We start from the raw sequence: 12,920 nt of genomic DNA on the forward strand, positions 1-12,920 counted from the left end.
GGGCGCAGGGTTGCAGGGCCGCCGCGGTTTCCTACTCCGGCGGCGTAGGCGTGTCGTGGCTGCGGTACATCGCCTGGACGTCCAGTTCCAGCTTGACCGTGGGGCCGACCACGGCGATGCCCCGGGCCAGCATGGTGCGCCAGTTCAGGGTGTAGTCCTCGCGGTGGAGTTCCGCCGTGGCGAGGGCCGCGCAGCGGAGTTCCTCGGCGTAGCCGCCGTTGACGACGCCGAGGTAGTTGGTGTCGAGGTCGACCGTGCGGCTGACGCCGTGCATGGTGAGGGCGCCCTGGAGGGTCCACTTGGAGCCGCCCCGGTACAGGAAGCGGTCGGAGGAGAAGTGGATGTAGGGGTAGTTCTCGACGTCCAGGAAGTCGGCGGAGCGCAGGTGGTTGTCGCGGGTGTTGTTGCCCGTGTCGATCGACGCCGCGTCGATGCGGACCTCCACCCGGGAGTCCGCCATGTCGGGTGCGACGTGGATGCCGCCCTCGAACCGGGTGAAACGGCCGTGGACATGGGCCATGCCGACGTGCTTGGCGATGAACCGGATCGCGGTGTGCGGCGGGTCGAAGAGCCAGGTCCCGGTGCCGGGGAGCTCCGGGGCGCGGCCGGGGTGGAGCTGGACCGAGGTGAGGGGGGCGGTCGTGCCGGCGACGACGTCGATGGTCTGCTGGTGCGGCTGCAGCCCCTCCGCCGCGAGCAGGACGCCGTAGCGGCCCGGCCGCAGCGTGAGGAAGACCAGGCCGTACGGGTCCGTCGTGGCCTTTGCCGCGACCTGCCCGGTGCTGGTGTTCGTGACGGTGACCTCGGCGCCCGGCATCGGCTGCCCGAGCGGGTCCGCGACCTCGCAGTGGAAGGCGCCCGCGCCCGCCGGTACGGGGTGCGCGAGACCGGCTCCCCGCGCCGCGGTACGGGCCCGTTTGCGGCGGAACAGGGCGAGGGGCATGAGAGGGCCTTCCGGGGCGGTACGTGATCTTTCGTCGTCACCTTGCCATGACCCTGACCGGCGCAAATGAGGCGGAATCCCGTATTCCGCTCGCCTGTGCCCGCCGTTTCACAACATCTCCTCAAACGGGGCTTCAGCACCGGCGCGGCCGGGCCCGGGAGCGATCCCGCTCAACCGCACCTTCCGTCACCTCCCGTACTGCGCGGACCTATTGCGCAACAGCTCTGCGTAATTTTCGTGCGGGCGGACTTCCCAAGGCCACGGGGTTATGCAACAGTCCTGCGCATTGAGGTCGCTGGGCCGGCCCGGAAGGAAGACACGCCATGACGGTGCACGACAGGGCCCGCGGGCACGACCTCGCGGCGCTGCGCGGTCTCAACACCGCCGTGGTGCTGCGGGCGTTGCGGCGCGAGAGCCCGCAGACCGTCAGCACCCTCGCCACCAGCACCGGACTCTCCCGGCCGACCGTCGAGGCGCTCGTGGAGGAGCTGGCCGGGCAGGGCTGGATCGCCGAGACGGACGTTCCGGCGGCCGGGCGGGCACCGGGGCGGCCCGCGCGCCGGTTCCGGTTCCGCGCCGAGGCCGGGCACGTCATCGGCGTCGACATCGGTCTGCGCAAGCTGGTGCTGCTGCTCGCGCGGCTCGACGGCGAGGTCGTCGCCCGGCACCGCGAGGAGTTCCCCGCCGACCTGCCGGGCGCCGACCGCATCGAGCTGCTGCGCACCAGGCTGCGGCGGTTCCTCACCGACCAGGGGCTCGGCCCGGACGACGTGTGGTCGGTGGGCGTCGGCGTGCCCGGCATGGTCGACGACACCGGGCGGATCCTGTCGGTGGTCGTCCCCGACTGGACCGACCTGGACCTCGCGCGGCGCCTCGCGGACGACGTCCCGTGCCGCGTCTTCGTGGAGAACGACGTGAACCTCGCCGTCCTCGCCGAGCACTGGCGGGGCGCCGCGATGCTCGCCGACGACGTGGCCTGTGTCCTCGTCGGGCGGCGGATCTCCTGCGGCGTGATGATCGACGGCAAGCTGCACCGGGGCCGCCGCGGCGGCGCGGGCGAGCTGGGCATCCTGCCCCAACTCGGCCTGGAGGAAGCCGGGAAGGTCCTCGCCTGGGACGGTGCGCGGCGCGACGGCGAGTCCGGCTCGGACGCCCTCGCGCGGGCCGTGCGCGCCGGCGACCCCGGAGCGGTCGACGTCCTCGACCGCTACCTCGCCGGGGTCGCCCCCGGGATCGCGGCGCTGGTCCTCGCCCTCGACCCCGAGCTGCTTGTCCTCTCCGGCGCGCTCGCCCCCGTCGGGCCCCCGCTCGGCCCGCTGCTCACCGGGCATCTGCGCCCGCTGACCCTGCACGTGCCGCGGATCGCGGTCAGCACGCTCGGCCGCGAGGGCGTGGCCCTGGGCGCGGTGCGCCGCGCACTGGACGCGGTCGAGGCACAACTCCCCCACACGGCGGCCCCGCTGCGACCATCACCGGCCGCCAGGCCCTGAACCCAGACAGCTCAGCGGAACGGCTCCACCGACCGAACTCCATCGACCGAACTCCATCGACCGGACTCCATCGAAACGACTCCATCGACCCGACCGGAGACGCGTATGCGCAGGAGAACGCTGATCGCCGGTGCGCTCGCGGCGACCCCGATCGTCGCGGGCTGCAGCGGCGGCGGCACGACGCCCGACAGCACCGCGGCAGGAGGCCGCACGGCTCTCTCGTACGGCATCTGGGACCCCGCGCAGGCGCCGGGCATGGAAGCGATCATCAAGGAGTTCGAGCGGGCCAATCCCGGGATCACCGTGGAGATCCAGCTCACGCCCTGGTCCTCGTACTGGACGACGCTGCGCACCTCGATGCGCGGCGGCACCGCCCCGGACGTGTTCTGGATGAACGCGGTGAACATCCAGCTCTACGCGTCCAACGGCGTCCTGGAACCACTGAGCGCACACATATCGAGGGACGGCACACCCGTCGGCAAACACCCGAAGGCGCTCGTCGACATCTACGCCTACGAGGGCACGCAGTACGGGCTCCCGAAGGACTTCGACACCGTCGGCCTCTGGTACAACAAGGCGCTCTTCGACAAGGCGGGTGTGGCGTACCCGGACGAGAGCTGGACCTGGGACGACGTACGGGACGCGGCGCGAGAGCTGACCGATCCGAAGACGCGGGTGTACGGGATCGCCGCCGAGATGGACCGGCAGGCCAAGTTCTACCCGACGATGTTCGGCGCGGGCGGCTATGTGCTGCGCGACGGACGCTCCGGGTTCGCCGACGCGCGCTCCCTCGAAGGGCTGCGGTTCTGGACGGACCTGGTGGACCGGGGCTGGTCGCCGCCGCAGAGCGCCATGTCGGAGGTGCGGGCCCGCAACCTGTACCTCTCCGAGCAGGTCGCGATGAACTACGACCTGTCCGCGATGGCGTCGTTCATGTACGCGGCGCCCGCCATCAAGGACCACGGCGGCGTCACCGTGCTGCCCAAGGGCCGCGAGCGGGCCACGGTGATCCACGGCCTCGCCAATGTCATCAGCGCCAAGTCCGCCAAGAAGGAGGCGGCGTGGAAGTTCGTCGACTTCATGGCGCGGCGCGAGGCGGCGGAGATCCAGGCCAAGGGCGGCATCACGATCTCCTCGTACGAGGGGACGCAGGACGCCTGGCTGAAGTCGATGCCGGAGTTCGGCCTCAAGTGCTTCATCGACATGCTCGACTACGCGGTGCCGTACCCGAGTTCCCGCAACACGGCCGTCTGGGAGGACCAGGAGTATCTGCTCCTCGGCGCCCCGTTCAGCGGCAAGGGCGGCGTCGAAGAGGCGGCGCGCACGCTCGCGAAACAGATGGACCGGGCCCTCGACGAGGAGGACAAGTGATGGCCGTGTTCCCGTCGACGGCCGCCGCCGAGGCGGACGGCCGGATCAGGAAACCCCGCACCAAGGCCGGCCCCGAAGGGTCAACGAGAGGCCCCAACTCCCGTACGCAGAAAGCCGCGTACCTCTTCATAGCGCCGATAGGCATCGGCTTCCTGGTGTTCTACATCTGGCCGCTGATCCAGACGTTCGGCTTCAGCTTCACGCACTTCGGCCCGTTCGGCGGCAACACGTGGACCGGCGGCGACAACTACGCGCGCGTCGTCGGCGACGTCACGGTGTGGCGCGCCCTCGGCAACACGCTCCTGTACGGGGCGATCGGCCTGATCACGCTGCCGCTCTCGATCGTGGTGGCGGCGCTCCTGAACCGGCGCGGGCTGCGCGGCGTCGGCGTCTACCGGGCCCTGTACTTCATCCCGTTCGTCACGCTCCCGGTCGCCGTCGGCCTCGTCTGGAACTGGCTCTACAACGGCAACTTCGGCCTCCTGAACGAGATCCTGTCCTGGTTCGGCGTCTCCCGGCACTTCTGGGCCTCGGACCCGTCGACCGCGCTGTGGGCCATCGGCCTGGTCTCGGTGTGGCAGAGCGTCGGCTACTACCTGATCATCTTCATCGCGGGGATCAAGGGGATTCCGCAGGACTACTACGAGGCGGCCGAGCTGGACGGGGCGGGGCCCGTGCGCCGCTTCCTCACCATCACGCTGCCGCTGCTCAGCCCGAGCATCTTCTTCGCCGCGGTCATCTGTGTGATCAACTCGCTCCAGATGTTCGACCTCATCTACGTGATGATGTCCCCGACGAACCCGGCGCTCGGCTCCACCCAGTCGGTGGTCAGCCTCTTCTACCAGTGGGCGTTCCAGCAGAACAACCAGGGCGCGGCGGCCGCGCTCGCGTTCCTCCTGATGCTGCTCACGGCGGCGCTGACCCTGCTCCAGTTCCGCCTCCAGAAGAAGTGGGTGCACTATGCGTGACCGCCTGCGCGGACCGAACGGCGGCTCGATCGCCACGCACGCCCTGCTCTCCCTCGGCGCGCTCGTCATGGTCTTCCCGTTCCTGTGGCAGCTCCTGACCGCGCTCAAGACGCTGCCGGAGGCCGTGCACGTACCGACGACGTTCTTCCCGGAGCGGTGGAACTGGGCGGCGTTCCACGACGTGTTCACCGCGATGCCGTACGGGGAGATGCTCGGCAACAGCCTCATCAACACGGTCGGGCGGACCGTGGGCCAGCTGGTGTTCTGCTCGCTGGCCGCGTACGCCTTCGCCCGGATGCGGTTCCGCGGCAGGAACGTACTGTTCGCGCTGTTCCTGTCGGTCCTTCTCGTCCCGTCGTCGCTGCTCATCCTTCCGCAGTACGACATCATCCAGCGGCTCGGCCTGCTGAACTCGCCGCCCGCACTGTTCCTGCCGGGCATGTTCAGCGCGTTCGGCACGTTCATGCTCCGCCAGTTCTTCCTCTCCCTGCCGCGCGAACTGGAGGAGGCGGCACGGATCGACGGCGCGGGCCCGTTCCGGATCTTCTGGTCGATCATGCTGCCGCTGATCCGGCCTGCGCTCGCCGCGCTCGCCGTCATCACGGCGATGTGGTCCTGGAACGACCTGCTGTGGCCGCTGGTCGTGAACACCGACCCGGCGAAGATGCCGATCAGCGCGGGACTGACCTCCCTGGAGGGCCAGTTCGAGACCAACTACCCGGTCATGATGGCCGGTTCGCTGATCGCGAGCCTGCCGATGATCCTGCTCTACCTCTTCCTCCAGCGCCACTTCGTGCAGGGCATCGCCCAGAGCGGCACGAAGGGCTGAGCACACCGAAGAATCCCCTCCTGGAAAGGACCTCCATGGCACGCCTCGACGTGGGCCTGATCGGCGCGGGCGGTATCGCCCGCGCCCATCTGCCCGCCTGGACGGAGCTGGGCGCACGCGTCACGATCCTGTCCACCGACGGCCACGCGGAGAAACTGGCGGCACAGTACGCCGCGTTCGACGTGACGGCCGTGCACAGCCTGGCCGAACTCCTCGAGCGCAGCACCGTCGTGGACGTCTGCACCCCGACCTTCACCCACCGGCACCTGACCCTCGAAGCGATCGCGGCGGGCAAGCACGTCGTGTGCGAGAAGCCGCTCGCGCTGACCGTCGCCGAGGCGCGGGAGATGACGGACGCCGCCGAGGCCGCCGGAGTAATGCTGTTCCCGGCGCACGTCGTGCGGTACTTCCCCGCCTACGAGGCGCTCGCGCAGTCCGTGGCGGCGGGGCGCGTCGGCCCGCCCGCCGTCCTGCGGTTCAGCCGCTCGGGCCGCTACCCGGTGTGGGCGCCGTGGTTCAGCGACCCGGCGCTCTCCGGCGGCATCCTCGTCGACCAGATGATCCACGACCTCGACTTCGCCCGGCTGCTCGCGGGCGAGGTCGTCCGCGTCCACGCGCGGGTCCGCGGCCGCCAGGAGCCCGGCGCGGTCGACGGGGACGTGGCGACCGGCACCGCCGTCCTCACGCACGCGTCCGGCGCGATCAGCCACGTACTCGGCGTGTGGGGGCTGCCGGACCTGCCCTTCCGTACGACGTTCCGGGTGGCAGGTCCCGGCGGCGTCCTGGAGCACGACTCGACGGCCCACACCGGTTTCCGGGTCCTCGCCCAGGGCGCGCGGGCGCTCGGCGAGGGCATCCCCGGCAGCCCGATGACGGAGAGCCCCTACCTGACGGAGCTGCGCGAGTTCGCGGCCGCCGTCGCGGGCGGGCCCCCGCCCCGGGTGTCGGCGCGCGACGGCGTCGAGGCGGTCCGCATCGCGGCCGCGGCGGCCGAGTCCGCCCGCACCGGAAAGCCCGTCGCACCCCACGCCATCGAGGGAGCCGCACTGTGAAGGACCTGAAAGTCGGCGTGCTGTCGTTCGCCCATGTCCACGCGGGCGGCTTCGCGCGCCTGCTCGCCGCGATGGACGGGGTACAGGTCCTGGCGGCCGACCCCGAGACGGACCTGGCGGCGCCGGGCGAGGTCCGCGGCAAGGACTTCGCGGCCCAGCTCGGCGTGGACTACGTCGACACGTACGAGGAGGTGTTCGCCTGGGGCCCGGACAAGGTGGTGGTCTGCTCCGAGAACGTCCGGCACCGCCCGCTGGTCGAACTCGCCGCCGCGCACGGCGTGGACGTGCTGTGCGAGAAACCCCTCGCCACCACGGTGGAGGACGGCGCGGCCATGGTCGAGGCGTGCCGGGCTGCCGGGGTGCGGCTCGCGGTGGCGCACCCGGTGCGGTTCAGCCCCGCCTACCTCGCCGTACGGGAGGCGGTGCGGAACGGGACGGCGGGCGAGGTGCTCGCGGTGTCCGGCGCCAACAACGGCTACATGCCGGGCGCGCGCCGCCGCTGGTTCGCCGACCCGGTACTCGCGGGCGGCGGCGCCCTGATGGACCACACGGTCCACATCGCGGACCTCCTGGACGACCTGTTCGACGCCTCCCCCGTCACCTCTGTCTACGCCCAGACCAACAACGTCCTGTACGCGGACGACGAGGACGTCCCGGTCGAGACGGCGGGCCTGCTCACCCTCACGTACGCGAACGGCGCCGTCGCCACCATCGACTGCTCCTGGAGCCAGCCGCAGCACCACCCGGCGTGGGGCGGCCTCGCGATGCAGGTGATCGGCGACCGGGCGACCCTGGAGATGGACGCCTTCGACCAGAAACTGCACGGCTTCAGCGAGGCGTCGCGCTCCGGCATCGAACTCCCTTACGGCGTCGATCTGGACGCGCTGATGCTCCGCGCCTTCCTGTACGGCGACGACACCGGCCCGATCGGGGTCACGGACGGCGAGGCCGGGCTGCGCGCGCTGCGGACCGTGACCGCCGCGTACGAGTCGGCACGGGAGGGGCGCACGGTGACCGTGGGGTAGCGGAGGCGTCCCCCGAGCCGGCGGACAGGGAGCAGACGGAGGGCGGACGGGGGCTCACGGGAGTGCGGACGGGGGGCGGATCGGGCGGGTGGCGCCGGGCGGGTCCCGAGTGCGGCAGGATGTCCCGGCGTGCGGTGCCGCGCGCGCCGCACCCGCCCCACCCCCTACCGAGCGAGAACACGTGACCAGACATCACATAGCCGCCGTCTCCCCCGCGTTGTGCCCGGGAGGTGCCCGGTGACCCGCGGACTCGAACTCCACGACCTGATCATCGCCGGGGTCGCCCTCGTCGCCGGCCTCCTGGCAGGACTGCTCCTCAAGATCCTGCTGCGCTGGCTCGGCGAGCGGGCGAAGCGGACGCGCTGGAGCGGCGACGACGTGCTCGTCGACGCGCTGCGCACCCTCGTCCCGTGGGCCGCCGTCGCCGCGGGCGGTGCGGTGGCCGCCGCGGCGCTGCCGCTGACCACGCGCACCGGCCGCACCGTGAACATGACGCTGACGGCGTTCCTCATCGTCGCGGCGACGCTCACCGCCGCGCGGATCGTCACCGGGCTCGTCCGTGCGGTGGCGCAGTCCCGCGCGGCGGTCGCCGGATCGGCGACGATCTTCGTGAACATCACGCGGGTCGTGGTCCTCGCGATGGGCTTCCTGGTCGTCCTGCAGACGCTCGGGATCTCCATCGCCCCGCTGCTCACCGCCCTCGGCGTCGGCGGTCTCGCGGTGGCGCTGGCCCTCCAGGACACCCTCGCCAACCTCTTCGCGGGCGTGCACATCCTCGCCTCGAAGACGGTCCAGCCCGGCGACTACATCAAGCTGAGCAGCGGTGAGGAGGGCTACGTCGTCGACATCAACTGGCGCAACACCGTGGTCCGCGAGCTCTCCAACAACCTCGTGATCATCCCGAACACGAAGCTGTCGGGCACGAACATGACCAACTTCAGCCGTCCCGAGCAGGACATGACGCTGCTGGTGCAGGCGGGCGTCGGCTACGACAGCGACCTGGAGCACGTCGAGCAGGTGACGATCGAGGTCGTCGCCGAGGTCATGAAGGACGTCGAGGGCGCGCTGCCGGAGCACGAACCGGCCGTCCGCTTCCACACGTTCGGCGACTCGCGGATCAGCTTCACGGTGATCCTCGGCGTCGGCGAGTTCAGCGACCAGTACCGGATCAAGCACGAGTTCATCAAGCGCCTGCACCGCCGCTTCCGCGACGAGGGCATCCGCATCCCGGCACCGACCCGGACGGTGGCCCTGGCCCAGGGCAGCCCGCCGGTGGTCATCCCGCACCAGCGGGACGCGTCGGAGCTGCCCCTGCACTAGGGCGTGTCGTATCACTGACCCATGTGCGACGCTCTGTTCAAGGAGGAGAACGGCTTGTCCCCGGCACCGCTGACCGCCTTGCCGGGGACGAGTGGGACGCGTCGACGGCGGCCTGGCGGGCGGCCCACCCGGGGTGAGCGGACCCCGCGCGGGTCTTCGGGAACGACTGTGGGGCCGGTGCGGATCTCTCCGCTCCGGCCCCACAACCTGCGACTTCTCAAAGTCGGGACGACAGGATTTGAACCTGCGACCCCTTGACCCCCAGTCAAGTGCGCTACCAAGCTGCGCCACGTCCCGATGTCGGCTGCTGTCCGGTTCAGTCCCGTCCGGCGGCGACAGACAGAACAATACCCCAAGGCCACGGGTGGTTTGAAACCGATTCCGCGGGCGCCGCGCGACGTGCGCGAGAATCGGCCCATGAGCACTTCGCAGAGCGGTGACCGGGACCGGGACGACGAGGGCCGGGCGCGCAACGCCCGCCCCCGCGACGGCCTCGGCCGCCCCCTCCCCTACGGCTCCCCCGGCGTCGACCGCCAGCCGGAGGGGGTCGTGCGCACGCCCGCCGAGACCGTCACGGAGGCGCAGGCCCTGCTCGACGCGGGCCGCCCGTTCCACGCCCACGAGGTCTTCGAGGACGCCTGGAAGTCCGGCCCGCCCGCCGAACGCGCCCTGTGGCGGGCGATGGCCCAGCTGGCGGTCGGCCTCACCCACGCGGCCCGAGGCAACGCGAAGGGCGGCGCCCGCCTGCTCCGCAGGGGCGCGGAGGGCCTGGAGACCTGGGACGGCGAGGCCCCGGGGGACCTGGACACGGCGGCGGTGGTCGACTGGGCGCGCCACCTGGCGACCCAGGTGGACGGGGGCACCCCGGTGGAGGCGTCCGCCTCCGCACCCCGGCTGCGGGGAGCCGCCTAGGGGCGCGGGGAACGGCGCGGGCAACCACAGACAAGCGGCACCCGCCACCGGAGAATCACCCCCTCGGCGCCAGGCCGTCACCGATCCGGCCGCAACGGACATGCGCCCGGCCCCGCCCCGACGGACCCTGCAAAGGTGACGACCACCCCAGAGACCCAGGCCCCGCCCTACCTGGACAAGCGCCGCCGCAACATCGTCTTCGCCACGATCGTCCTCGGCATGCTCCTCGCCGCCCTGGACCAGACGATCGTCGGCACCGCCCTGCCCACGATCGTCGCGGATCTGGGCGGCGCGGCGCACATGTCGTGGGTGGTGACGGCGTACCTGCTCGCGGAGACGGTCGCCACGGTGCTCGTCGGCAAGTTCGGTGACCTGTTCGGGCGCAAGGTGGTCTTCCAGGTCTCGGCGATCGTCTTCATCACGGGCTCGTTCCTGTGCGGCCTCGCGGGCAACATGACGCTGCTGATCGCATGGCGGGCGATGCAGGGGATCGGCGCCGGCGGCCTCATGGTGACCGCGATGGCGCTGATCGCGGACGTCATCCCGCTGCGGGAGCGCGGCAAGTACCAGGGCGCGATCGGGGCCGTCTTCGGGGTGGCCACGGTGATCGGCCCGCTCCTCGGCGGCCTGTTCACGGACCATCTGACCTGGCGCTGGGCGTTCTACGTCAACGTACCGATCGCGATCGTCGTGGTGATCGCGGCGGCCCGCACGATCCCGGTGGTGAAGTCGGCGACGCGGCCGGTCATCGACTATCTGGGCATCGCCCTCGTCGCGATCGGCGCGAGCGCGCTCATCCTCGCGACGAGCTGGGGCGGCAACGAGTACGCGTGGGGCTCGCCGACGATCATCGGCCTGTTCGCGGGCGGCATCGTCGCGCTCGCCCTGTTCTGCTGGGTGGAGACGCGGGCGGCGGAGCCGATGCTGCCGATGCGCCTGTTCGCCAACCCGGTCTTCACGGTCTGCTCGATCCTCAGCTTCGTCGTGGGCTTCGCGATGCTGGGCGCGATGACGTTCCTGCCGACCTACCTGCAGTACGTGGACGGGGACTCGGCGACGATCTCCGGGGTGCGGACGCTGCCCATGGTGATCGGCCTGCTGATCGCGTCGATCTTCTCCGGCAACGTCGTCAGCAAGACCGGCAAGTACCGGCTCTTCCCGATCGTCGGCTCGCTCGTCATGGCGCTCGGCCTGTACCTCCTGTCGCTGATGGGCCGCTCCTCGGGCGTCTGGCTGGAGTCGCTCTACATGTTCGTGCTCGGTGTCGGCATCGGCCTGTGCATGCAGGTCCTGACGATCGCCGTACAGAACACCGTGGACTACGCGGACCTGGGCACGGCGACCTCCGGCGTCACCTTCTTCCGTACGCTCGGCAGCTCCTTCGGGACGGCCGTCTTCGGGACGATCTACGCCAACACGCTCAAGCCCAACCTGTCGGACGGGGTGGCGGAGGCGGCCCGCGCCGGGTCCGGGGTCGATCCGGCGACGCTCGCGAAGGCCGCACAGAGTCCGGGCGGCGTACACGCGCTGCCGGACGCGGCGCGGACCCCGATCGTCGACGCGTACGCGGACTCGCTGCACACGGTGTTCCTGTGGACGGTGCCGGTGGCGCTGATCGGGTTCCTGGTGGCGCTGTTCCTCAAGCAGGTGCAGCTGCGCGACAGCGCGCGGATGGGCTCCTCCGACATGGGCGAGGGCTTCGCGCAGCCGACCACCGGGGACAAGTCGCACCTGCTGGAGCGGACCGTCGGCACCATCGTGAAGACGACCGACCTGGAGACCGCCCGGCGGATCCTCAATGCGTCCGACACCCGGCTCGACGTCGCGGGCGCCTGGGCGGTCATGCAGGTGGAGTTCTTCACGCGGATGGTGGGGCACGCCAGCCTCGGGATGATCGCGGCGCGCCGCATGTTGCCGCCCGAGGTCCTGGTGCCGGTCTTCCAGCGCATGGTCGACGAGGGCTATCTGTCCCGTACGGGCGTGTACTTCTCGCACACGGCGGCGGGGCGCCGCGAGGCCGGAGTGATCAATCAGGCGTGGGGCGAGTGGCTGGCCGACAAGGTCGAGGCGGACCTGGGCCGGCCCGCCGACGAGGACCTGCGCGCGGCGGTCGACACGATCGCGAAGCGGCTGCTCGCGGAGGACCTGCAACAGGGGCTCCCGAACCAGCCGGGCTCGGACCGCACGCTCAGCCCGACGTAGACCTGATCAACACCGATCAACGCGATCAACGCAGCAGGAGCTGCAGGCCGCCCACGACCGTCGCCGCGATCACCAACCGCTCGAAGAGAAGTTGGTTGATGCGGTTCACGGCCCACTTGCCGAGCAGGGCGCCGGGCACGACGAACGCCACGAGAGCCGCGTCGAGCAGCAGCGAGCGTCCGTCGATGAGTCCCAGGCCGACGCTGAAGGGCACCTTCGCGGAGTTCACGATGAGGAAGAACCACGCGGACGTGCCGAGGAAGCCCAGCTTCCGGAAGCCCGCCGAGAGCAGGTACATCGACATGACGGGGCCGCCCGCGTTGGCGACCATCGTCGTGAAGCCGCCGAGGACGCCGTACGAGCCCGCTTTGACGCGGGCCGCGCGGGTGGCCGTCTCCTCGGCCCCGGGCGGCTCGGGCGCCTCGGCCTTGCGGCGCCGCCACAGCGTGACGCCGGCCATCAGGAGCAGGATCGCCCCGATGGAGGTGCGCACGGCCCCGTCGTCGGCGAGGGCGAGGAACGCCGTGCCGAGCACCACTCCCCCGGCGACGGCCGGGAAGAGCCGCCACAGTGTCGGCCAGTGGGCGTGGCGCCGGTAGGTGAGCACGGCGAGCACGTCGCCGAAGATCAGGATCGGCAGGAGGACGCCGGTGGAGGCGCGGGCGGGCAGGATCGCCGCGAAGACGGCGAGGCTGACCGTGTTGGCGCCGCTGACGGCGGTCTTGGAGAAGCCGACGAGCAGCGCCGCGGCGGCCAGGGCGGTGAACCCCCAGGCGGTGACCCCGAAAATGTCGTGCATAGCGGGTCG

At 71.1% G+C, this 12,920-nt stretch carries 11 protein-coding genes and 1 tRNA gene; 9 read left to right on the top strand and 3 right to left on the bottom strand.

The features are described 5' to 3' along the window. Positions 1 to 31 precede the first annotated feature (31 nt). Positions 32 to 943, bottom strand: coding sequence for a YceI family protein (locus tag C1N81_RS11905; RefSeq protein ID WP_394428761.1), 912 nt, complete (start codon positions 941 to 943; stop codon positions 32 to 34). A 323-nt stretch (positions 944 to 1,266) separates the two neighbouring features. Here C1N81_RS11905 and C1N81_RS11910 point away from each other — a divergent pair, with 323 nt between their 5' ends. The 7 genes from C1N81_RS11910 to C1N81_RS11940 all read left to right on the top strand — a co-directional run bounded on the left by C1N81_RS11910 (position 1,267) and on the right by C1N81_RS11940 (position 8,998). After that, positions 1,267 to 2,433, top strand: coding sequence for an ROK family transcriptional regulator (locus C1N81_RS11910; protein ID WP_394428762.1), 1,167 nt, complete (start codon positions 1,267 to 1,269; stop codon positions 2,431 to 2,433). 105 nt (positions 2,434 to 2,538) lie between these two features. Beyond that, positions 2,539 to 3,804, top strand: coding sequence for a sugar ABC transporter substrate-binding protein (locus C1N81_RS11915; RefSeq protein WP_394428763.1), 1,266 nt, complete (start codon positions 2,539 to 2,541; stop codon positions 3,802 to 3,804). Further along, the gene (locus C1N81_RS11920; RefSeq protein WP_394428764.1) at positions 3,804 to 4,772 is read left to right on the top strand and encodes a carbohydrate ABC transporter permease; all 969 of its coding nucleotides are present in this window, start codon (positions 3,804 to 3,806) and stop codon (positions 4,770 to 4,772) included. The genes C1N81_RS11915 and C1N81_RS11920 overlap by 1 nt, the downstream gene beginning before the upstream one ends. After that, positions 4,765 to 5,601 (top strand): carbohydrate ABC transporter permease, encoded by an 837-nt coding sequence (locus C1N81_RS11925; RefSeq protein WP_394428765.1) that lies wholly within the window; start codon positions 4,765 to 4,767, stop codon positions 5,599 to 5,601. Before C1N81_RS11920 ends, C1N81_RS11925 begins: the two co-directional genes overlap by 8 nt. A gap of 35 nt (positions 5,602 to 5,636) precedes the next feature. Further along, positions 5,637 to 6,653: a Gfo/Idh/MocA family protein gene (locus C1N81_RS11930; protein WP_394428766.1), complete on the top strand. Its 1,017-nt coding sequence runs from the start codon at positions 5,637 to 5,639 to the stop codon at positions 6,651 to 6,653. After that, positions 6,650 to 7,678, top strand: a complete 1,029-nt coding sequence (locus C1N81_RS11935; RefSeq protein ID WP_394428767.1) for a Gfo/Idh/MocA family protein — start codon at positions 6,650 to 6,652, stop codon at positions 7,676 to 7,678. Before C1N81_RS11930 ends, C1N81_RS11935 begins: the two co-directional genes overlap by 4 nt. Before the next feature lie 237 nt (positions 7,679 to 7,915). Then, positions 7,916 to 8,998, top strand: a complete 1,083-nt coding sequence (locus tag C1N81_RS11940; protein WP_394428768.1) for a mechanosensitive ion channel family protein — start codon at positions 7,916 to 7,918, stop codon at positions 8,996 to 8,998. A 223-nt stretch (positions 8,999 to 9,221) separates the two neighbouring features. Here the strand turns inward: C1N81_RS11940 and C1N81_RS11945 are convergent. Continuing rightward, positions 9,222 to 9,295 (bottom strand) — tRNA-Pro (locus C1N81_RS11945). 120 nt (positions 9,296 to 9,415) lie between these two features. Here C1N81_RS11945 and C1N81_RS11950 point away from each other — a divergent pair. Both C1N81_RS11950 and C1N81_RS11955 read left to right on the top strand, forming a co-directional pair. Continuing rightward, entirely contained in the window at positions 9,416 to 9,910 is a 495-nt protein-coding gene (locus tag C1N81_RS11950; RefSeq protein WP_394428769.1) for a DUF309 domain-containing protein, read from the top strand. 135 nt (positions 9,911 to 10,045) lie between these two features. Beyond that, complete coding sequence (locus C1N81_RS11955) at positions 10,046 to 12,112, top strand: MDR family MFS transporter (protein ID WP_394428770.1); 2,067 nt, start codon at positions 10,046 to 10,048, stop codon at positions 12,110 to 12,112. A 25-nt stretch (positions 12,113 to 12,137) separates the two neighbouring features. On the opposite strand, the gene C1N81_RS11960 is transcribed toward C1N81_RS11955, so the two are convergent. Then, on the bottom strand, positions 12,138 to 12,911 hold the full coding sequence (locus C1N81_RS11960; protein WP_394428771.1) for a sulfite exporter TauE/SafE family protein: 774 nt from the start codon (positions 12,909 to 12,911) through the stop codon (positions 12,138 to 12,140). Between the last annotated feature and the right edge of the window lie 9 nt (positions 12,912 to 12,920).

The organism is Streptomyces sp. SGAir0957, assembly GCF_043523415.1.